Origin of the sequence: Mesorhizobium temperatum (assembly GCF_002284575.1) — a bacterium.
Classification (GTDB): domain Bacteria; phylum Pseudomonadota; class Alphaproteobacteria; order Rhizobiales; family Rhizobiaceae; genus Mesorhizobium; species Mesorhizobium temperatum.
The window spans coordinates 58,190-78,603 of the sequence record NZ_NPKJ01000025.1; the positions used below are offsets into that span (position 1 = coordinate 58,190).

General features: G+C 61.1%; 18 protein-coding genes and 1 tRNA gene. 9 read left to right on the top strand and 10 right to left on the bottom strand.

Going from position 1 to position 20,414, the window contains the following annotated elements; all coding sequences use genetic code 11:
- Window positions 1-383: 383 nt before the first annotated feature.
- The 6 genes from CIT26_RS07730 to CIT26_RS07755 all read left to right on the top strand — a co-directional run bounded on the left by CIT26_RS07730 (window position 384) and on the right by CIT26_RS07755 (window position 7,938).
- The gene (locus CIT26_RS07730; RefSeq protein ID WP_095492032.1) at window positions 384-1,661 is read left to right on the top strand and encodes an N-acetylmuramoyl-L-alanine amidase; all 1,278 of its coding nucleotides are present in this window, start codon (window positions 384-386) and stop codon (window positions 1,659-1,661) included.
- A gap of 209 nt (window positions 1,662-1,870) precedes the next feature.
- Complete coding sequence (locus CIT26_RS07735; protein WP_095492033.1) at window positions 1,871-4,327, top strand: penicillin-binding protein 1A; 2,457 nt, start codon at window positions 1,871-1,873, stop codon at window positions 4,325-4,327.
- A 141-nt stretch (window positions 4,328-4,468) separates the two neighbouring features.
- Window positions 4,469-5,600, top strand: a protein-coding gene (gene prfB / locus CIT26_RS07740; protein ID WP_123151031.1) for a peptide chain release factor 2 whose coding sequence is annotated in 2 segments (ribosomal slippage) — window positions 4,469-4,534 and window positions 4,536-5,600 — 1,131 coding nt in all. Because the reading frame shifts where the segments join, the coding sequence is not laid out codon by codon here.
- A 444-nt stretch (window positions 5,601-6,044) separates the two neighbouring features.
- Window positions 6,045-6,431 carry a hypothetical protein gene (locus tag CIT26_RS07745; protein ID WP_095492035.1) on the top strand — a complete coding sequence of 129 codons (387 nt, stop codon included), beginning with the start codon at window positions 6,045-6,047 and terminating at the stop codon, window positions 6,429-6,431.
- A gap of 212 nt (window positions 6,432-6,643) precedes the next feature.
- Window positions 6,644-7,012: a GFA family protein gene (locus tag CIT26_RS07750; protein WP_095492036.1), complete on the top strand. Its 369-nt coding sequence runs from the start codon at window positions 6,644-6,646 to the stop codon at window positions 7,010-7,012.
- Window positions 7,013-7,287: 275 nt separating this feature from the next.
- Window positions 7,288-7,938 carry a YiaD family glycine zipper/OmpA-like lipoprotein gene (locus CIT26_RS07755; RefSeq protein WP_095492037.1) on the top strand — a complete coding sequence of 217 codons (651 nt, stop codon included), beginning with the start codon at window positions 7,288-7,290 and terminating at the stop codon, window positions 7,936-7,938.
- 115 nt (window positions 7,939-8,053) lie between these two features.
- Here the strand turns inward: CIT26_RS07755 and CIT26_RS07760 are convergent, their stop codons facing one another.
- The gene (locus tag CIT26_RS07760) at window positions 8,054-8,326 is read right to left on the bottom strand and encodes a DUF2798 domain-containing protein (protein ID WP_095492038.1); all 273 of its coding nucleotides are present in this window, start codon (window positions 8,324-8,326) and stop codon (window positions 8,054-8,056) included.
- A gap of 299 nt (window positions 8,327-8,625) precedes the next feature.
- Between CIT26_RS07760 and CIT26_RS07765 the strand changes: the two genes are divergently transcribed.
- On the top strand, window positions 8,626-9,519 hold the full coding sequence (locus CIT26_RS07765; RefSeq protein ID WP_095492039.1) for a LysR family transcriptional regulator: 894 nt from the start codon (window positions 8,626-8,628) through the stop codon (window positions 9,517-9,519).
- Window positions 9,520-9,714: 195 nt separating this feature from the next.
- Here the strand turns inward: CIT26_RS07765 and CIT26_RS07770 are convergent, their stop codons facing one another.
- The 7 genes from CIT26_RS07770 to CIT26_RS07805 form a co-directional block, all read right to left on the bottom strand.
- Window positions 9,715-11,325, bottom strand: a complete 1,611-nt coding sequence (locus tag CIT26_RS07770; RefSeq protein ID WP_167391319.1) for a DEAD/DEAH box helicase — start codon at window positions 11,323-11,325, stop codon at window positions 9,715-9,717.
- A gap of 191 nt (window positions 11,326-11,516) precedes the next feature.
- Complete coding sequence (locus tag CIT26_RS07775) at window positions 11,517-12,290, bottom strand: NAD kinase (RefSeq protein ID WP_095492041.1); 774 nt, start codon at window positions 12,288-12,290, stop codon at window positions 11,517-11,519.
- Window positions 12,291-12,774: 484 nt separating this feature from the next.
- On the bottom strand, window positions 12,775-13,536 hold the full coding sequence (locus CIT26_RS07785; RefSeq protein ID WP_095492043.1) for an MBL fold metallo-hydrolase: 762 nt from the start codon (window positions 13,534-13,536) through the stop codon (window positions 12,775-12,777).
- Window positions 13,537-13,539: 3 nt separating this feature from the next.
- Window positions 13,540-14,604 carry an ABC transporter ATP-binding protein gene (locus CIT26_RS07790; RefSeq protein ID WP_095492044.1) on the bottom strand — a complete coding sequence of 355 codons (1,065 nt, stop codon included), beginning with the start codon at window positions 14,602-14,604 and terminating at the stop codon, window positions 13,540-13,542.
- Window positions 14,601-15,383 (bottom strand): ABC transporter permease, encoded by a 783-nt coding sequence (locus CIT26_RS07795; RefSeq protein ID WP_095492045.1) that lies wholly within the window; start codon window positions 15,381-15,383, stop codon window positions 14,601-14,603. Before CIT26_RS07795 ends, CIT26_RS07790 begins: the two co-directional genes overlap by 4 nt.
- A gap of 2 nt (window positions 15,384-15,385) precedes the next feature.
- Window positions 15,386-16,231: an ABC transporter permease gene (locus tag CIT26_RS07800; RefSeq protein ID WP_095492046.1), complete on the bottom strand. Its 846-nt coding sequence runs from the start codon at window positions 16,229-16,231 to the stop codon at window positions 15,386-15,388.
- 13 nt (window positions 16,232-16,244) lie between these two features.
- Entirely contained in the window at window positions 16,245-17,351 is a 1,107-nt protein-coding gene (locus CIT26_RS07805; RefSeq protein WP_095492047.1) for a polyamine ABC transporter substrate-binding protein, read from the bottom strand.
- A 90-nt stretch (window positions 17,352-17,441) separates the two neighbouring features.
- Here CIT26_RS07805 and CIT26_RS07810 point away from each other — a divergent pair, with 90 nt between their 5' ends.
- A complete protein-coding gene (locus tag CIT26_RS07810; RefSeq protein WP_095492048.1) occupies window positions 17,442-18,056 on the top strand; it encodes a TetR/AcrR family transcriptional regulator in 615 nt (204 codons plus the stop codon).
- A gap of 572 nt (window positions 18,057-18,628) precedes the next feature.
- Here CIT26_RS07810 and CIT26_RS07820 read toward each other — a convergent pair.
- Window positions 18,629-18,874: a hypothetical protein gene (locus CIT26_RS07820; RefSeq protein WP_143747801.1), complete on the bottom strand. Its 246-nt coding sequence runs from the start codon at window positions 18,872-18,874 to the stop codon at window positions 18,629-18,631.
- Window positions 18,875-19,021: 147 nt separating this feature from the next.
- A tRNA-Thr gene (locus tag CIT26_RS07825) sits at window positions 19,022-19,097 on the bottom strand.
- Between the two features lie 238 nt (window positions 19,098-19,335).
- On the opposite strand from CIT26_RS07825, the gene CIT26_RS38225 reads away from it, so the two are divergent.
- On the top strand, window positions 19,336-20,109 hold the full coding sequence (locus tag CIT26_RS38225; protein ID WP_095492051.1) for a class I SAM-dependent methyltransferase: 774 nt from the start codon (window positions 19,336-19,338) through the stop codon (window positions 20,107-20,109).
- Window positions 20,110-20,414: the final 305 nt, after the last annotated feature.

Below are 20,414 nucleotides of genomic sequence, written 5' to 3' on the forward strand. Positions count from 1 at the left end.
CACGGGCTCGCACCTGCGAAATTCGTCGCGATCACTTGATACCTTCTTCGCCTGAAGCGAAAGGAGCCGTCGTTCATCTGACCTGTAGCAGGAAGCTGCGGAGAAGGACGGTTCCAGGATTGCAGTGATCCACCATCGCTTTTATGATTTGGCGGGTTGGAAGGCAACCCCGATTTCCGATGCCGGCAAAAAGCAGTTCCGCAACGGAAGCACGGCTTTGGCGTTGCATGAAAAGGCTTGGTTAACCTTCTCTGGATACCAATCGTTAATCGAGTTCGCGGCCTAACCGGCACTTCGACAAAACGACGACACTCCGACAAAACGACGACACTCCGACAAACAAGACTGGGCGCCTGGCGCCAAACCGGAGCGACTGGAAAGAGATGGGACTGGCAGTCTTCACGCACAAGAGTGGTCGCGCCGGAGGCATTTTTTTCTACGCTGTCTACTTCCGCGCTGCTTGTCTGCTGTCGCTGGTTGTCGCTTGCCTGGTCTTTTCGCCGGTTTCCTTTGCCGCCGACGCGCCGCTCGCCGTGACGAGCTACAAAATGGCGGGTGACGCCACCAAGATGCGCATCGTCATGAATTTCGACCGCGAGCCCGACGTCAAATGGTTCCTGCTGCGCGGTCCCCACCGTCTGGTCGTCGACCTGCCAAGCACGAAATTCGCCATCAATGCCAAGGATGTGAAGGCGCGCGGCCTGGTCAGGAGTGTGCGCTACGGCGACCTCGGCGAAGGGGTGTCGCGGCTGATTCTCACCGGCGAGGGCCCGTTCGCCGTCGACAGGTTCGACGTGCTCAAGAATGATGACGGCAGCGGCTACCGCATCGCAATCGACATGTCTGCGGCGTCCGTACGGGAGTTCGACGCCGCTCTTGCCAATCAGGCGCTGACCACCGGCTCGACGGTCTCCTCCGACAAGGGCGGCAGGGTCGGCACCGGCCCGGTCTCCAATCCAGGCCATCGCTTCACCGTCGTCATCGATCCAGGCCATGGCGGCATCGACGGCGGCGCCGAGGGAATGAACGGCACGGTCGAAAAGAACGTCACGCTCGCCTTCGCCATCGAATTGCGGGAAAGACTTGCCGCAGTCGGCAAATACGACGTGTTCATGACGCGCGAGACGGACCAATTCCTGCGGCTGGACGACCGCGTGCGCATTGCCCGCCAGCACGAGGCCGATCTGCTCATTTCGATCCACGCCGATACGATCAGGGTCAAGGGCCTTCGCGGCGCAACCGTCTACACCGTCTCCGACAAGGCTTCCGATCCCGAAGCGCAGGCGCTCGCCGACCGTGAAAACCTTTCCGACCAATTCGCCGGCATGGAAATCAAGGACGACAACAAGGAAGTGACCGACATCCTGATCGACCTGATTCGCCGCGAGACGCACAGTTTCTCGATGCGTTTTGCCCAGACTTTGGTCGGCCAGCTTTCCACTAGTGTCGGCCTCATCAACAATCCGCAGCGTTCGGCCAGCTTCAAGGTGTTGAAGGCGCCGGATGTCCCCTCCGTGCTGGTCGAACTCGGCTACCTGTCGAACGCCAAGGACGAGGCGCAACTGCTCAGCGCCGATTGGCGCGGCAAGGCGGCCCAGAGCATAACCAATGCCATCGCCCTGTTCGCCTCAGCCCGGGCCGGAGCCGGAACCGGAGGCTGAGATGCCAGCCGCGCTACAACCAGAGGCAGCGTTGCACGACGACAACACCCTGCACTTATTTCCGCCATTCGAAGCCGAAATTCCAAGCTGCCGCATTTTGCCCACATGGTGGCGACATGGGTTTTCGATTACCGGTCGGGATCGTCTCGAAAGCTTGCGCGAAAGGCGGCTTCGTTTAGGCAATTCCCGAACCAAGGACTGGAGCGGGCATGATTCGTCTCATTGGCTATTTCTTCGGAATCGGCACGGCGCTGGCCCTTTTGGTCGCGGCGGGCGTGGCGATCTATATCAGCCATTTGTCGAAGGATCTGCCCGACTACGAGGTGCTGGCCAAATATGAACCGCCGGTGACGACCCGCATCCATGCGTCCGACGGTGCGCTGATGGCCGAATATGCGCGCGAGCGGCGCCTGTATTTGCCGATCCAGGCGGTGCCGGACCGTGTCAAGGCGGCCTTCCTGTCTGCCGAGGACAAGAATTTCTACAATCACCCCGGCATCGACATGACCGGCCTTGGTCGCGCAGTCATGGTCAATCTGCAGAATTTCGGCTCGGGCAAGCGCCAGGTCGGCGCCTCGACGATCACCCAGCAGGTGGCGAAAAACTTCCTGTTGTCCTCGGACCAGACCTACGAGCGCAAGATCAAGGAGATGATCCTCGCCTTCCGCATCGAGCAGGCCTATTCGAAGGATCGCATTCTCGAGCTCTACCTTAACGAGATTTTCTTCGGGCTCGGCGCTTATGGCGTCGCCGGCGCAGCGCTCACTTATTTCGACAAGGCGGTGAATGAACTCACCGTGGCGGAGGCGGCCTATCTGGCGGCTTTGCCGAAGGGTCCCTCCAACTATCACCCGTTCAAATATGCCGACCGCGCCATCGAGCGCCGCAACTGGGTCATCGACCAGATGGTCGACAACGGTTACGTCACGCAAGAGGAAGGCGCCAAGGCCAAGGCCGAGCCGCTCGGCGTCAAGCCACGCCGCTCCGGCACCTATCTGTTCGCAGGCGAATACTTCACTGAGGAAGTGCGTCGCCAGATCAGCGCGCGCTACGGCGAGAATGCGCTCTACGAGGGCGGCCTGTCCGTCCGTACGACGCTCGATCCCAAGATGCAGCTCATCGCCCGCAAAGCCATGCAGAACGGCCTGATGAAGTTCGATACGCTGCGTGGCTATCGCGGGCCGGTGAAGACCATCAGCGTATCCGGCGACTGGGGCGTGCCTTTGAGCGAAGTCAAGGGATTGGACGACGTGCCCGAATGGTCGCTGGCCGTCGTGCTCGACAGCTCGGAGAGCGGTCTGTCCATCGGCCTTCGGCCGACCCGGCAGATCTCGGGCGAACTCGTCAAGGATCGCATCGAAGGCACTGTCAGCCGCGAGGACATGAGCTTCGCCATGCGTCATGTGGTCGGCGGCAAGACCGTCAAGGCCAAATCGCCGGCGGACGTGCTGAAGCCGGGCGATGTCATCTTCGTGCAGAAGAAAGAGGGTACGGATGGGGCCTATATCCTGCGCCAGGCCCCCGAAGTGGAAGGCGGCATGATCGCCATGGATCCGCATACCGGCCGCGTTCTGGCCATGGTCGGCGGGTTCTCCTACTCGCAATCCGAATTCAACCGTGCCACGCAGGCCATGCGGCAGCCGGGTTCGTCGTTCAAGCCGATCGTCTATTCGGCCGCCCTCGACAATGGCTATACGCCGGCTTCGGTGATCATGGACGGCCCGATCACCATCAAGAGCGGCAACACGACCTGGACGCCGAAGAACTACGATGGAAGGACAGCTGGCCCGGCAACCTTGCGGTCCGGCATCGAGAGGTCGCGCAATCTCATGACTGTGCGCCTGGCCAACGACATGGGCATGAAGCTGGTCGCCGAATATGCCGAGCGCTTCGGCGTCTATGACCGTCTGGCGCCGTACCTGCCGATGGCGCTGGGTTCGGGCGAGACCACCGTGATGCGCATGGTGTCGGCTTATTCGATCATGGCCAACGGCGGCAAGTCGATCAAGCCGACGCTGATCGACCGCATCCAGGATCGTTACGGCAAGACGGTGTACAGGCAGGACGAACGCGGCTGCGAAAATTGCAACGCCGCCGAATGGCAGAACCAGCCTGAGCCGGAACTGGTCGACAATTCCGAGCAGGTGCTCGATCCGATGACCGCCTATCAGATCACCTCGATGATGGAGGGCGTCGTCGAGCGCGGTACCGGCGCCACCGTCGCCGAACTCGGCCGCCACATCGCCGGCAAGACCGGAACGACAAACGACGAGAAGGATACCTGGTTCATCGGCTACACGCCCAATCTCGTTGTCGGCCTTTATATGGGCTACGATCAGCCGAAAGGTCTTGGCAAGGGTGCGACCGGCGGCGGTCTCGCAGCGCCGATCTTCAAGGACTTCATGCGCGTGGCGCTGGACGGCACGCCCAATGTCGATTTCCAGGTTCCCGAAGGCATGAAGCTGATCGCCATCAATCGCAAGACCGGCATGGCTGCCAATCCAGACGACGCTGGCGCCTTTATCGAAGCCTTCAAGCCGGGCACGGGCCCCGCCGACAGCTATTGGGTGATCGGCATGGGTGCGGACGGCTCCAACGCCTCCGGCGGCGCGCTGTCGCCACAGGCCAACCAAGCCATCCAGTCCGGCGGCGGCGGGCTCTATTGACATAGGACATGGTGTTCTGGGCCGGCTTTCGAGCCGGCCCATTTCGCTTTACAGGCGGCGGTGCCGTCCCTATGTATCGCGCCAACCCAGCTCTGATTAAGCAACAGGGCACCATTTCAGCACAGGACAGAACGACCAGCCATGCGCGCGGAAACGCAGAACATTGTCGACGAAATCAGGCAGGCGATAACCCTGCTGAGGAGGCATCTTTGACTGGGATCAAGCCATAAAGCGGCTTGAATACCTGAATGTGCGTGCCGAGGATTCGAGTCTCTGGAACGAACCGCTGGAGGCGCAGAAGCTGATGCGTGAGCGCCAGGGCCTCGAGGAAGGCATCGCCGCGGTCAAAGGCCTTACCCAGGCGCTGGAAGACAATATCGGCCTGATCGAGCTTGGCGAGGAAGAGGGCGATGAGAGCGTCATCGCCGAAGCGGAAGCGGCGATCCGCTCGATGCGCGGCGAAGCAAAGGCCCGCCAGATCGAGACGCTGCTTTCGGGCGAGGCGGACGCCAACGACAGTTATCTCGAAGTCCATGCCGGCGCCGGCGGCACCGAAAGCCAGGACTGGGCCTCGATGCTTCTGCGCATGTACACGCGTTGGGCCGAGCGGCGGCGATTCAAGGTCGAGGTGCTGGAAGTGCATGACGGCGAAGAGGCCGGCATCAAGTCCGCTACGCTGCTGATCAAGGGCCACAATGCCTATGGTTGGCTGAAGACGGAATCCGGCGTTCACCGTCTCGTGCGTATTTCGCCCTACGACAGCAATGCGCGCCGCCACACGTCGTTTGCCAGCGTCTGGGTCTATCCCGTAATCGACGATACGATCGAGATCGATGTTTCCGAATCGGATGTCCGCATCGACACCTATCGTTCGTCCGGATCGGGCGGCCAGCACGTCAACACTACCGATTCGGCGGTCCGCATCACCCATCTCGCCACCGGCATCGCGGTCGCCTGCCAGGCCGAGCGCTCCCAGCACAAGAACAAGGCGAAGGCCTGGGAGATGCTGCGCTCGCGGCTCTACGAGGAAGAGCTGAAGAAGCGCGAGGCGGTGGCGAACGCCACCGAAGCATCGAAGAGCGATATCGGCTGGGGCCACCAGATCCGCTCCTACGTTCTGCAGCCCTATCAGCTGGTGAAGGATCTTCGCACTGGCGTCGAGAGCACAAGCCCGTCGAGCGTGCTGGACGGCGACCTCGACGATTTCATGGAGGCGTCGCTGTCGCAGCGCATCGAGGGCGGCGCCGGCGAAGTGGTGGCCGATATCGACTGAAGCTCCTACGCCCCAAGCAGCAGGAACATCACGCTAGAGTAACAGGCTCTCACTCTAATTGAGCGGTCGCTTTATAGCTTTGTTTTTTCATCGAATTTTCCACAACGACATCTACCTCCGGGCTAGATATTGCTGGCCTGCTGGCACCTGGCCCGGAACCACTGCGAACTGAATCTCGTTATCCGCGATCCCATCTGCCGGGGTTGATGAAGTCACTCTCGTCAACTCCGCAGGCTGGTTCCGGTTGCAGATGTCGGCGCTCGGTTTGCACAGCAATTTTCTTGCGCCAACAAAGGAATCAGCCCAGCATCCGAAGGCTGGGGGAAAAAAGCATTTATGGCCGGACGCGGCGTATCTGCGACCTGACGATCCGGCCACTGGGAAGACACGTTCTGGGAACGGGCAAGCGAAACGCTTGATAACTCGGTGATAGGAACTGCGCCCATGCCTGCTCTCAAGACCCGATCGGCCTCAGCCGTCCAGACGGCGCGCCGCCTCCTGAATTCAATCATTGCGGTGGTGGCTCTGACCGCCGCCATCGTTGCATCTGCAGCGCCGGCTTTGGCGCACGACGCCACGCCGACCGCAGCGAAGCCGCAAGGCTGGAGTTACCCATTCTCCTGTTGTTCTGGCTATGATTGCCGCGCGGTCTCGCAAACGTCGATCAGCGAGCGTCCGGAGGGCTATGTCATCAAAGGGACAGGCGAGGTCGTGGCCTACAGCGATGCACGGATCAAGAATTCGCCCGATGGCGAATATCACTGGTGCTCGGTCGCCGGCGCCAATGACGGAAAGACCATCTGCCTGTTCGTGCCACCGTCGTCGTTTTAATGCGTGTCGCCCAAAAGCTTTGCCCCACGGGGCCTGAGCAATGGCCTGACCCCGAGGGTGCGCAGCGGTTTTGGGATAACGATATGCTTCAGAAGGATTGAAGCGCGCCACGCGTCCGATGCAGGCAAGCGAGTCTGCTGAACGACGGTTGTCAAGAGCGTCTCTTTATGTTGCCTTGCCGCGGGCAGGAGGCAATCGTAAGGGAGGCGTTCATGACAATAAAGGCAAGCTGCCACTGCAGGGCGACGACGTTCGAGGTTTCGCAAGCGCCGCTAACCGTGACGCAATGCACCTGCTCTTTCTGCTCGAAGCGCGGCTCGTTATGGGCCTATTACACGCCGTCGCAATTCAAGCTCACCAGCCCGCTCAAGAATGTCTCTTTCTATCAATGGGGCTCGAAAACAGTAAAACACGGTTTCTGCGCCACCTGCGGCTGCGGCACCTTTACCGAAACGCCGGACTGGTCGACCGGCAAGCCGGATTTCGACAATCCGAAAATCAGCGTTAATTCGCGACTGTTCGACGATTTCGACCTCGATCAGGTCGAGGTCGTCCTCATCGACGGCAAGAATCTCTGGTAGCCGATAATCTCTGGTAGCCGATCAGAATTGCGCAATACCGCGGCCGTGCAATTGACCGGGAAAAGCCATAGCCAGCCGCTTTTCCCGTTCCATTTTTCGCCGCATTTCATGTTACAAGCATTAGAGCGACGTGCGTCCATTTGGACGCACAAAGTACGCTCTAAGACTTTGAATCCATGCATCGGCCCGAAAATCGATGATTTTCGGGCCGATGCAACGGAAGGGCTGATGCGGCGCGCCACCGGTGGGACCGCGGACTGGAGAGGGACTACCCAATGAGAAAGACTGTGCTCGTCGTCGTGGCGACGGCTGTGCTCGTGAGTGCCTGCACCACAACCGATCCGTATACCGGAGAGCAGAAGGTTTCCAACACTGCGGCCGGCGCCGGCATCGGCGCGCTGGCGGGTGCGGGGCTCGGCCTGCTTGCCGGCGGCAACGATCGCCGTAACGCGCTGATCGGCGCTGGCGTCGGCGCGCTCGCCGGCGGCGCCATCGGCGCCACGATGGACCAGAACGAGGCCGAACTGCGCCGGCAGCTTCAGGGCTCCGGCGTCAGCGTCACCCGCACCGGCGACCAGATCATCCTCAACATGCCGTCCGACATCACCTTCAACGTCGACCAGGACGCGGTGAAGCCCGGCTTCTATCAAGTGCTGAATTCGGTCGCACTTGTGCTGAACAAGTTCCGGCAGACCACGGTCGACGTGTTCGGCCACACCGACTCGACCGGTGGCGACGAACACAATTTCGACCTGTCGCAGCGCCGCGCGCTGGCGGTCGCCAACTATCTGTCCGGGCAGGGCGTCGATTCCCGCCGCTTCGCCGTCACCGGCTTCGGCAAGACGCGTCCGATCGCTTCCAATGCGACGGCCGCCGGCCGTGCCCAGAACCGCCGCGTCGAGATCCAGCTTTCACCGCTCACCTGAGCAAGACAGGCAAGAAGACGGCATTGCACATGAGAACGGCCCCGCAAGGGGCCGTTCTTGTTTGCTTTTTGCTGGAGTGACGAGCGTCGGCGCCCGTCGCTTCGGTTTGATAGTGTCAGGGGCGGGCCGGCTGATCGACAATTGCCGCAACGATCCGTCGCACGATCGGGAGGACAATCAGCAGGCTCGGAAACGCAACAAGCGATGATACACCCCATGCGTATGACCACGTCGCTACGAAACCGTTCGTCCAACCCGTGCCGATCGCCGTCGAAACCGCCGAGATGATGCAGGTCATGAGGATTGAAAGAACGAACGGCATAACCACTGCACTGTAGGAAGGCGGCAGTTTTCTGAGCTTCAACGTCTTTTGCGGTGATGCATGCATGGAAATCTCCAATCAGAAAATGTGCGTACGTGCTCGTGAGCGCGATCAGGCACTTGTGCCGTTTGCGGCCTCAACCAAGGCAACACCCATCGCTGCTTCATCGGGGCAGAGGCCGGTCCGATGTGAAAGACGCCAGCCCACGACCAGGACGGTTGGATTGGGTGCTCGCATGACAACTCCCTTCGATGAAACCTGCCCTTTCGGGATTTTCTTCCAGGGAAATAAAAGGTCGCAAACAGCGTTACAATTATGTGGCTTTGCGATAGTCTCTCTCGATTTTCGAGAGAGACGGAGAAGCCATGAGCCGGATAGATGATTTTGAAGCTTTCATGGCAGTCGTCGAGCATGGAAGTTTGACAGCCGCCGCACGTCGGCTGAACCGCTCACTCCAATCGATCAGCCGGTCTTTGGCGACGCTGGAGGAATCCGTCGGGGTCGAGCTTGTGCAGAGGACGACGCGCCGTTCGACTCCAAGCGAAGCCGGAGCGGCGTTTTTCCACCGCATCAAACCCGCCATCGACGAAATTAACGACGCAAGACTTCAGGCCGCCAACCAACGATCGGAGCCATCAGGCATCCTGCGCGTGAGCGCGCCAGTTCTGTTCGGCCCGGATTTCGTTGTACCTGTCATCGCCGACTACATGCAGATGTATCCGCGGGTCGAGGTTGAGCTCCAGCTTTCCGATGGATTTGTTGATCTTGGTGCCGAGGGCCTCGATCTGGCAATACGGATCGGCAATTTGCCGGATTCCAGCTTGCGAGCCAGACGCTTGGGCGCGTTGCGGCGCGTCGTGTTCGGGTCGCCTTCCTACTTTGAACGCCGTGGCCGACCAACGCATCCTTTTGAACTGAGCAAGCACAGCTGCATTGTTCGAACCTCCGACCAGCGTCCAGGTGAATGGATGTTTCAGATTGAGGGGAAACCTCGGGCGGTGAAAGTGGCTGGCAGTTTTCGATCCAATTTGATGGCACCGATCTACGCAGCCGCAGCTCACGGATTAGGTTTGGGCTACTCGCCCCTCTGGCAGATAAGGCATTCGGTGGACGATGGCCGCCTAGAGGTGGTTTTAAGCGAATTCGAGCCGGTGCCGGTGCCGATGCACGCCGTGTGGCCGGAAGGCAGATCATCGTCAGCCAAGGTTCGCGCGTTTCTGGATATGTTGCCGTCCCGTCCGGAATTCAAAAACCTGTAGCCACCGGATCAGACGAGACGAAAGAGCGCGGTCGACCGCCTTGTGGTCATCGGCTTCTAACGCTGCAGCGGCCGACCGAAAAAACGGGACGTCAAGATCCAGCTTTCGCGCTGCACCTGAGCAAAGCAAATATCGGACATGAAAACGGCCCCGCAAGGGGCCGTTTTCGTTGGCATTTGAGAATTTCTGCTGTGATCAGACCTTGGCGACGATGCGCATGAAGGCTGGCATGTCGTCGCCGAAGCCGACGGTCGCGTCGTTGTCTTCCTGGCGATGGCGGGCAGGGCGGTTGCCGTCGCGCTGCGGCCTGGTGTCGCCACGTTCCGGCGCACGCTGTTCGTTGCGATTGCGATCGGGCGAAGCCTTGCGTTCGGGCGAAGCTTGGCGCTCGCTATTGTCCGACCGGATCGCTTCCTTGCGCGCGCGCCGCTCCCCGGCATCGGCGACCGCGGTCTCAACCGCCACTGGCTGTTCCTCGCGCGCCGCATCTGGTGTTGCAGCTTCGCTTTGCCTGGCGTGGCGTTCGCGTGGCTTGCGTTCGCCCCTGTCCTTGCGGTCATCGTCCTTGCGGCCGGCGCGGCGCGGGGCGCCGCGGCCACGGCGGGGAGCATCGTCCTCTCCGCCCTCGCTGGCGACGACCGTCGACAGATCGCCGTCATGCCACTCGATCTTGTTGCCGATCAGCCGTTCGATCGCGTCGATGTATTTGGTGTCGGACTTGGTGGCGATGGTGAAGGATTTGCCCGAGCGTCCGGCGCGGCCGGTGCGGCCGATGCGGTGGACATAGTCCTCGGCATGGATCGGCACGTCGTAATTGAATACGTGGCTGACATCGGGGATGTCGAGGCCGCGCGCCGCAACGTCCGACGCAACGAGGTAGCGCAATTTGCCGTCACGGAAATTGGCCAGCATCTGCATGCGCGCGCGCTGGTCCATGTCGCCATGCAGCGCGCCGGCGTCGAAATCATATTTCAGAAGCGAGCGGAAAAGCTCCGAGACCTCGATCTTGCGGTTGCAGAAGATGATGGCGTTCTTCAGCTCCGCATCCTCGGCCCTAATCAGATTGCGCAGCGTCTCGCGCTTGTCCCAGGGTTTCGAGCCGGATTTCACCAGCCGCTGGACGATGTTGGTGGCGGCGGAAGCGGCCTTCGAAACCTCGACGCGCACCGGCGCGTGCAGGAATTTCTCGGTGAGTTTGGTGATCTCAGGCGGCATCGTTGCCGAGAAGAACAGCGTCTGCCTGGTGAACGGGATCATCTCGCAGATACGCTCGATGTCGGGAATGAAGCCCATGTCGAGCATGCGGTCGGCCTCATCGATGACGAGGATCTCGACGCCGTTGAGCAGAAGCTTTCCGCGCTCGCGGTGGTCGAGCAGGCGGCCGGGCGTCGCGATCAGCACGTCGGCGCCGCGCTCCAGCTTCTTGTCCTGCTCGTCGAACGACACGCCGCCGATCAGCAGTGCGATGTTGAGCTTGTGGTTCTTGCCGTATCTGATGAAATTCTCTTCGACCTGCGCGGCAAGCTCGCGCGTCGGCTCGAGGATCAGCGTGCGCGGCATGCGAGCGCGGGCCCGGCCTTTTTCGAGGCGGGTCAGCATCGGCAGCACGAACGAGGCCGTCTTGCCGGTGCCAGTCTGGGCGATGCCCAAAATATCCTTGCCGAGCAAGGCGTGCGGAATGGCGCCGGCCTGGATCGGCGTCGGTTCGGTGTAACCGGCATCGGTGACTGCGGAAAGGACCTTCGGCGACAGGCCGAGGTCTGTGAAGGTCAACGCTTCTTGAGCGATCTGGGCGTCTGAGGACAAGTTTGGCTGTCTTTGGCTGGTTCGGGGGCGCAACATAAGCAGTCGCGGCAAGCGCCGCGCGCCTGCAAGATTGGTATTGCAGGTAGGCGCAAGCCCACGATTTGTCAACAGAAACGGGCGGGGATTGGCATGATTGTGAAGTCGTAACCTTAATCGCGATGCTTAATCGAACTGGCTATCGCTGTACCGGCTCAGTAACGGAACTGTTCGGCGAGAATGCGCTCGTTCCAGGAGTGGCTCGGATCGAACAGCAGCGTCGCCGTTACCGTTGGCGATTCTTGCACCGTGACCGAGGTTACAGCCTTCACCTCGGTGTGGTCGGCGGCGGCGTTCACCGGCCGCTTTTCCGGCTCCAGAATGTCGAAACGAACGGTCGCCTTGTCGGACAGCAGCGCGCCGCGCCAGCGGCGCGGGCGGAACGGACTGACCGGGGTCAGCGCCAGCAGCGGCGCATCGAGCGGCAGGATCGGTCCGTGCGCGGAGAGGTTGTAGGCGGTCGAGCCGGCCGGCGTCGCGACCATCACACCGTCGCAGTTCAATTCCTCCAGCCGCACTTGCCCGTCCACGGTGATACGGATCTTGGCCGTCTGGTAGGACTGGCGCCACAGCGCAACCTCGTTGATCGCCAACGCCGAGATCGTTTCGCCCTCTGCCGTCACTGCCTGCATCTCCAGCGGACGGATCGTTTCGGCAACGGCCGCCGCGATGCGCCCGGTCAAACCGCTGGCGCGGTATTCGTTCATCAGGAAGCCAATGGTGCCACGGTTCATGCCGTAGATTTTTTTTCCCGTGCTCATCGTGTCGCGCAAGGTCTGCAACAGGAAGCCGTCCCCGCCGAGTGCGACGACGATCTCTGCATCCTCGATGGGCGCCTGGCCATAGCGCGCCGACAGGCTCTCCAGCGCCGCCTTGGCGTCGGCTGTGTCGGACGAGACGAAGGCGAAACGGCTGGCGGCTTTGTTCATGGCTCCCCAATGTCGACGGTTGGTGGCGACCGGCTGGTGGCGACCGGTTGCTTGGGCCGCGCCAGCGCCGGGTTAGCATGGGCGGGCAAATCTGCAAAGGGAGGCATGTGGCGCTGCTCGACACAGCGCCGGCAAGAGCTGCCGGTCAGGTGCTCGCGCATCGTGTCGAGTGACAAGCGAATGTGATGGTTAGACGGAGATTAAACTCTCGTAAAGCCGGATCGACCATGTTAGCCGGCAGTGGATGGGCGGCGTGGGGGCCAGCCAGTCGGACCAATCTATTGCCGGTAACACGCCTGATTATCATCGTCCTGATGCTGGGAAGTTTTGCTCTTGCCTTTGCCCAACTGGTGCGCCAGTCGGAAGAGACGAGTTTGAGACCCCAGCCCACGGCTTCACGCTGCGGCGATGCCGCCGGCACACCGTGCCCGCAAAGGGCGTTGTGAATTCGCCAGGCACTTCCTGCGATACGAAAGACCGGTGCTTATCGCGCCTGCAGCAGATGGCAGCCAGCCTGCCGCTTTTGTGCGAGATACTCGTCGATAAGCTGGCGATAGCGCACCTTGCCGAAGCTCGGGAAGTGGCCGCCATGCACGACCGCGACTTTGAGCTCGCGCATCCGTAACAGCGTCTCGACATAGTCATCGACGGCGGAATGATAGACATCGTCGATCAGCGGGCCGTCATAAATGATGTCGCCGGAAAGCAGGGTGCCGGTCTTCTTCTCGTAGAGCGCAATGCCGCCGGGCGAATGGCCCGGCGTGTGGATCACCTCGAAGGCGCGGTCGCCGAGATCGATCACATCGCCTTGTTCGAGCAGGCGGTCGGCCGGCGCCGGCAGTATCCGGTAGCGCGCCGTATCCCAGTCTTGCGGCATTCCGTCGAACATTGCGTCGGTGGCATAGTGGTCGGCGACCGTCCACTCATTGCGCGGATCGGCGAGGATTTCCGCTTCGGCCGCATGCACGCAGCGGTCCGGAAATTCGTGATGGCAGCCGATATGGTCGAAATGGGTGTGGCTCGCGACGCAGGTGAGCTTTCGCTCCGTCACCAGAGGCACATGGCGCCGCAGGCTGAAATGGCCGAGGCCGGTGTCGAACAGAAGATCGTGGTCGCGACCGCGCACATGCCAGATGTTGCAGCGGAAGAACGGCTTGATCCACGGCTCGTGGATCAGCGTCACGCCATCGGCCATGCGGATGGTTTCATACCAATTCGGAGCGTCGATAACCGGAAGCGCGCCCATGGCTCAACTCGCCAGAAGGATGATGTCGCCAGCCTCGCACGAAACCGCAACGATGTCGCCCGGCTGGACGGCCGCAGCGGCAGGAGCCCTGGCGATGAAGTGCAGCGCCGGGTCTTTCTCGGAGACAGCAAGCACGCGCTTGAAGCTGCCTTGAAACACAACGTCGCTCACCTTGGCCGTGCCGAACCCTACAGCGCCGCCGGGCGCGCCGAGGACAAGATGCTCCGGACGGACGGCGAGTGCGACAGTCGTCCCGGCCGGCAATGTGCCGGTCAGCGAAAGCGGTCCGACCTGCGTAGCGACAGTGATTGTTCCGTCCTTCGCCGCCGTCACCGCTCCGGGTATCAGCGTGCTTTCGCCCATGAAAGTCGCGGAAAAGCGCGTCGCCGGCCGCGCATAGACACGCTCGGGCGGCCCTTCGTCCTCGATGCGCCCGTCATTCATCACCACGCAATGGTCGGCCAGCGCCATTGCCTCTTCCTGGTCATGGGTGACATGGATGAAGGCTGTACCGACGCGCTTCTGGATCGCTTTCAGCTCGTCCTGCATCTGCCGGCGCAATTTTAGGTCGAGTGCGCCGAGCGGTTCATCGAGCAACAGCACCGCAGGTTCGACGACAAGGGCGCGGGCCAGCGCCACACGCTGGCGCTGGCCGCCGGAAAGCTGGTGCGGCTTCTTGTCGAAGGCGGTGGCCAGCCCGACCAGCGCCAGCGCCTCGCGCGCCCGCGCGGTCCGTGTCGCGGCATCGATGCCTTGCATGCGCAGGCCGAAGCCGACATTGCTGCCGACGCTCATATGCGGAAACAGCGCATAGTCCTGGAACACCGTCGTCGTCGGCCGCTTCGCCGGTGGCACGGCGGTGCAGTCCTCGCCGCGGATCAGCACTTTGCCTTCGCTGGGCGTGACGAAGCCGCCGAGAATGGACAGCAGCGTCGTCTTGCCGGAGCCCGACGGGCCGAGCAGGATCGTGTAGCTGCCCGGTTCGATCGTCAGCGAGACGTTCTTCAGCACGGTATGCTGGCCGAAGCGGTGCGAGACAGAGCTTATATCGACCAGTGGCGCGGTCATGCCGGCTTCCTCCGCAACAGCATCAGTTCAAAAAACACGACCAGCACGATGGAGACGGCGAAGACCAGCGAGCCGACGGCGTTGGTCTTGGGATTGAGGCCTGAGCGCAGCAGGTTCCAGATCTCGACCGGAAGCGTCGTGTCGAAGCGCGTCAGCAGGAACGAGATCACGAATTCGTCCCAGGAGAAGGTCATCGACAGGAAGAAACCGGCGAAGATCGCCGGTGCCATGACAGGCACGGTGATCAGCAGCAGCACCGTCCATTCGGGCGCGCCGAGGTCGCGCGCGGCGCGCTCGATATTGATCTGGTGGTCGCCCATCTGGCTGTAGATGATGGCAAAGCAGAGCGGCAGGTTGATCACGACATGGCCGATGCCGGCGGCAAGCAGCGATTTTGGCACGCCGGCCCAGTTGAACAGCACCAGCAATCCCATGCCGATGATGAGATAGCTCACTGTCAGCGGCAGCGTGATCAGCCCGCGCATCAGGCCTGAGCCCGGCAGGGCGAAACGCGCAAAACCCCAGGCAGAGAGGAAACCCAGCGCGACGGCTGCAGCTGAGGAGAGGATCGCGACCAAAAGCGAATTGACCAGCGCCGAGGTCAGCCGCGTGTCGGCGAGCACGGCGTCGTACCAGCGCAGCGACGGCCCGGTGAAGGGCGGGATCGGAAACGACGTCGCCTGCAGCGAGAACAGCACCAGCACGACCACCGGCAGGAAGATGAAGCCATAGATGGCTACGGCATAGATCCAGGAGGTGATGCGGACAAGAGCGCGCATGGTCAGGCCCGCTCGATCTTGAGCCAGCGGGCGCAGGCGAGATAGACGACAGTGACAACCGCCATCAGGATGATCGACAGCGCCGAGGCGAGCGGAAAATCGCCGCGCCGGCCGATCTGCATCATCACCAGCTGCGGCATCAAAAGCTCGTTGTTGCCGCCCAGGATCTGCGGCGTGATGTAGTCGCCGATGCACAGCACGAAGGTGAGAAAGGCGCCGACCATGATGCCGGGCAAGGTCAGCGGCAGGACGACATGCAGGAACGTGCGCACCGGCCCGGCGCCGAGATCGGCGGCGGCTTTGCGGTAGCTTGGGCTGAGCTGCTTCAGATTGGCGAAGATCGTCAGCGTCAACAGCATGACGAAGAAATGGACGAAGCCAGTGATCGTGGCCAGCCGTGTGTTGGCGAGCTGCAGCGGCTCGCTGAACAGGCCGGAGCCGGTCAGCGCACGGTTGATCACGCCGTTCTGCGCCAGCACCAGAAGCCAGGAATAGGAGCGCACGACATAGGAAGTCCAGAACGGCAGCACGGCCAGCATCAGCGCCAGCCGCTGCCAGCGCTCCGGCACCTGTTCGGCCAGGATCCAGGCGAACGGGTAGGCGAGCAGCACCGAAACCACTGTGACAATGGCGGTGACCTGCAGCGAGTTCACCATCGCCTGCCAATAGGCCGGATTGTTGAAGAACTGGCTGTAGTTGGACAGGGTGAAGCCGCCGCCGTCATGCGCCGTCAGGCTGGAAAACCCCATGGCCAGAAAAGGCAGTACGAAGAACAACAGCGTCCAGCCGAGCGCCGGCGTGACCAGCGCCCAAGGCAGGGCACACCCGGCGTTTCCAGTAGCGCTCACGACCGGCGACCGGTCACTGCGCCTGCAGCATTTCGGTCCAGACGTCCTGCATTTTCTTGTCGAGATCGGCGTTCGGCGCCGGGTAGGGCTGGGCGCGGGCGAGGAAATCCGGCTGCTCGTCGAAGCGCAGGATCTTCTTCTGCTCGTCGCTCAGCGCCGCCTTGGTATTCGCTGGCATACCCCAATAGCAGGACGAGGTGGCGAGCCGCGCCTGGCCTTCAGGGCTCATAATGTACTGGATGAACTTCAGCGCCATGTCCTTGTTCTCTGAGCCCTTGAACATGGCCAGCGACTGCGACCACAGCACAGCGCCTTCTTTCGGGATGGAGAAGTCGAGGGCAGGGTTCTCCTTGGCCAGCCCGGCCGTCACCCACTCGCCGCCGCCGACCAGAATGTCGACCTCGCCGGTCGCCAGCGCCGTCTGGCTGGCGGTCACCTCGCCGACCAGCTTGGCATTGGCCTTCATCTTGAGAAGTTCGTCCTTGATGGCGGGAAGGTCGGCTTCGGTCAGCTCGGCGGTTTTCTTGCCGATGGCAAGTGCTGCCATGCCGATGACCGGCAGGTAGTAGTCGTAGATGGCGATCTTGCCCTTGTACTTGTCGCCGGTCAGCGCGGCCATCGACTGCATGTCGGCCGGATCGACCTTGGTCTTGTTGTAGCCGATGGTGTTGTAGCCGAATTTTTCGGTGATGCCGTAGCGCTTGCCGTCGACCACGGTGGAACTGTCCATCTTCACCTGGGGAAAGAGGTCGGCGAGCGGCAGCTTGTCTTCCGGCAGCGGCTCGAACAGGCCCTTTTCGACGCCGCGCGGGATGTCGATGCTGTCGATCACCATCACGTCCCAGTCGCCGGGCTGCGACTGCTCGACAATCGCCATACCGGCACCGGTGCCTTCGAACTCCTTGACATTGACCTTGACGCCATTGGCCTCCTCGAAAGGCTGCAGCAGCGCCGGGTCGGCGTGATCGCACCAGATCAAAGCGTTGAGATCCGCGGCCTGAGCGAAGCTGCCCGTCGCCAGCAGCAGTGCTGTCGCGGCACATGCGGCGTGAAGATGGCTCTTCAGAACGGAAAGCGGATCCTTGGCAGTTGGATTTGGGGTCTTCAGATTGATGGACATCGAGTGTTCTCCCTGCCTTTTTGGCTTCTGGCAAAAAATTGAACCAATTCTAAAATTGAGTCAATTCTGTTTTTATGGCAAATAGCCGATATGAGCGGATTGCGTGCAAGGCAAAAGGCGGATCGGCATCGCCGCATCATCGAGGCGGCGGCGGAGCTTTTTCGCGATGCCGGCTATGAAGGCGCCAAGATCGAGACGATCGCGGCGCAGGCCGAGGTCTCGGTCGGCACGATCTACAACTACTACCAGAACAAGGGCGACATTCTTGGCGCCATCGTTTCGATGGAGGTCAACGAGGTGCTCAACGCCGGGCACGGCGTCGTCGCCAACCCGCCGGCCAATGTCGGCGACGCGCTCGATACGCTGCTCGGCATCTACATAGAGCATTCGCTGCACTATCTCAGCAAGGAGATGTGGCGGCAGGCGATGGCGATCTCGACGCAACTGCCCGACAGCCCGTTCGGCCAGGCCTATACGGCGCTCGACCGGGCGCTGACCGAACAGATCCGCGCGCTGATCGCCCGGCTGCAGGGGCTCGGCCTGGTGCGCCGGGATTTCGATGGACACGCCTTGGGCGAACTGGTGTTCAACAACATGAACATGATGTTCATCGAGTTCGTGAAGCGCGACGAGGCCAGAATTGCCGAATTGCGCGCCGCGATACGCCGGCAGAACCGGATTCTGGTGGCGGCGATCGCGGTGTGAGGGGCGGGATCTCCCGATGGGATTTCTGGTGGCCCGGACGCCGCTAAGCCGCAATGGCGCAGGTTCAATTCAGCTGGTGGTGCGTGGAGCACTCCCCGCTGCTGACTTCCCATATCGGCGCGATCGGCGCTTCAACGAGCATGCCTGGGCGGCCGCGCGCGTGGAAACGGCACGATCGTTAATGGCGCCTTGCGGAATTCCGCGATGGCTATTTCCTCGATCAGGGAGTCGAGTGCCTCGCCGACGCGTTGGCTCGTTTCGTCCATGCCGCAGAGCCGGTTTTGGGCACACTCCAAGAGCTCGCGCGCTGCAGCGAAGTCGCTTCGCATAACACAACCCGTTGTTTAGCCCGCCGCGCAGACATTGTCGGCGCGCTAAATTGAGCGAGTGCTAATATACACAGGCGCATTTTAATCGAATGGCATTGGAATGGCCGCGAGCGGGAGATACCGGCTGGTCCGCATCCACTGTTGCATCCGTTGGTTCGATTGCTGAATTTTTCTGATGCTCCGGGGCACGGCCCGGAGGACCTGGGGAGGGCATGGGCGCTTTATGTTTCAGAACCCGGGGGATCAGTCCCGATACGATCTTGGACGGCCGAGAAATTCTCTCGCGGCAGCGATTTGGCGTCGATGCTCGCGAAGGAAGGTCAGGCTGAAACAAATCGAAAAGGCCAGTCCTGAAAGGGTTATCGTTGCTTGCGAGGTCGGATCAGGATCGGGAATTGTCAGGAAGCGGAAACCGAACGCCAACGCGAGGGCAGCAAGGCTGCCATACATGCCACCAATAAAGGGGACGATCGTGCGTTTCTGCTCCAACGGCGACTCCTATGGTTTCCGCCAGGGGGATACCTGTGGTTCCGCTAGGGGAATATATGCGTTGGACCTGATATGCTACCGATCCTGACGGCCCCGGCCTGTGGAAATCGGGGATGAGCAGATATCGCCAGCCCGTGCTGTTGTTAGTGGTGCCCCCGGACGGAATCGAACCGCCGACCTTCGGTTTACAAAACCGCTGCTCTACCAGCTGAGCTACAAGGGCACGGCGCTCCGGTTAGCATATTTGTTGCGCCAGTAAAGACAAAACTCTTTTTGCCCATGAGCGCGCGCCGGCGCTGCCGGCGCGGGCATCCTGAAAACGGCCAATTCGCTTCCTACATTGATCCAAGGTGCAATCGCATAGGCGAGGGGTGTCGCATGATCAGACTTGTCGTCATTGCCCTGGTCGTCGTCGTGGCCAGAGCGGACCGTTAACCCTCTTCACCGCGAGGATTCCCGTCATGGCTAGAGAAGGGTCTCTGAGAAGATCGACATCGGTGTTGACTAGGGCTCGGCGGCTCGGACGAAAAATCCTGCGCTGGCTGGAGGGAGACAGCCGATCCCAACAGCTCAGAGACGAAGTTCTGTTTTGGAGACACTGGTTCTCCACTCAGGGATCATTCTGGCCAGAGGACTACAAGGAACGTCTTGACCCCAATTTACCAATTCAGGATCACGTTGGGCGATATGTCGACAGGTTGACGACCAACCCAGTTTACATACTCGATGTGGGCGCTGGCCCCTTGACGAAGCTCGGCAAAGTGCATGCCTCGAAAGAGATCATGATTACTGCAACTGACCTGCTGGCAACAGAATATGATCAAGTTCTGAGAGATTTTGGGATCCAACCTCTTGTGCGAACAGTTTTTGGTGACGCCGAAAATCTTAGCACCCAATTTGGCGATTACAGTTTCGACATCGTGCATGGACAGAATTGTATAGATCACACGGCTAGTCCACTCAAGGCAATACAACAGATGCTCTCGGTCACAAAACATGATGGTTTCGTCGTGCTTTATCATGCTGAAAACGAAGGAAAGACGGAATCGTACAAGCAGCTGCACAAGTGGGACTTCACATGTGAGAAAGGACATTTCGTTATCAGAGGGCCTGGACCAGGTGGGGATTCGGTGGATGCCACTGACGCGCTGGCCGCGGTAGGGTCTGTTGAATGTAGCTTGGATGACGGCGCGGTGCTTGTTGCAATCCGAAAGCATCCGCAAAGACGTCAGTGATATCTGGCCAACCTGCTCGCAGGCGGGCCCTCCTATTGGGGGGCGTGGGATTCAGATAGCGGTCACCTGAAGTACCACGGGGTAACACTTCGGTTCCGCTTCGCTCCACCTCCATCCGGCAATAGCGGCGGAGACATCAATGCACTAAACACCCAAACTGGACGACTCGGTGGGGCCGATCACGGCTCGTCACTGCTACACTTGCCTCTAGTACCTCTCCTTCATGATCGTGTCCCAGGGAGTGGTGTAGCTGACGGCTTGGTCGCCGCGCTCTCCGGCATGGGGGCCGGGCTGATCAGCGTGCC

Excerpts from the sequence above, each read along its gene's own strand:
- CIT26_RS07730 (WP_095492032.1), top strand. The coding sequence starts at position 384 with ATGGGACTGGCAGTCTTCACGCACAAGAGTGGTCGCGCCGGAGGCATT.
- CIT26_RS07735 (WP_095492033.1), top strand. The coding sequence starts at position 1,871 with ATGATTCGTCTCATTGGCTATTTCTTCGGAATCGGCACGGCGCTGGCC.
- CIT26_RS07745 (WP_095492035.1), top strand. The coding sequence starts at position 6,045 with ATGCCTGCTCTCAAGACCCGATCGGCCTCAGCCGTCCAGACGGCGCGC.
- CIT26_RS07750 (WP_095492036.1), top strand. The coding sequence starts at position 6,644 with ATGACAATAAAGGCAAGCTGCCACTGCAGGGCGACGACGTTCGAGGTT.
- CIT26_RS07755 (WP_095492037.1), top strand. The coding sequence starts at position 7,288 with ATGAGAAAGACTGTGCTCGTCGTCGTGGCGACGGCTGTGCTCGTGAGT.
- CIT26_RS07760 (WP_095492038.1), bottom strand. The coding sequence starts at position 8,326 with ATGCATGCATCACCGCAAAAGACGTTGAAGCTCAGAAAACTGCCGCCT.
- CIT26_RS07765 (WP_095492039.1), top strand. The coding sequence starts at position 8,626 with ATGAGCCGGATAGATGATTTTGAAGCTTTCATGGCAGTCGTCGAGCAT.
- CIT26_RS07775 (WP_095492041.1), bottom strand. The coding sequence starts at position 12,290 with ATGAACAAAGCCGCCAGCCGTTTCGCCTTCGTCTCGTCCGACACAGCC.
- CIT26_RS07785 (WP_095492043.1), bottom strand. The coding sequence starts at position 13,536 with ATGGGCGCGCTTCCGGTTATCGACGCTCCGAATTGGTATGAAACCATC.
- CIT26_RS07790 (WP_095492044.1), bottom strand. The coding sequence starts at position 14,604 with ATGACCGCGCCACTGGTCGATATAAGCTCTGTCTCGCACCGCTTCGGC.
- CIT26_RS07795 (WP_095492045.1), bottom strand. The coding sequence starts at position 15,383 with ATGCGCGCTCTTGTCCGCATCACCTCCTGGATCTATGCCGTAGCCATC.
- CIT26_RS07805 (WP_095492047.1), bottom strand. The coding sequence starts at position 17,351 with ATGTCCATCAATCTGAAGACCCCAAATCCAACTGCCAAGGATCCGCTT.
- CIT26_RS07810 (WP_095492048.1), top strand. The coding sequence starts at position 17,442 with ATGAGCGGATTGCGTGCAAGGCAAAAGGCGGATCGGCATCGCCGCATC.
- CIT26_RS38225 (WP_095492051.1), top strand. The coding sequence starts at position 19,336 with ATGGCTAGAGAAGGGTCTCTGAGAAGATCGACATCGGTGTTGACTAGG.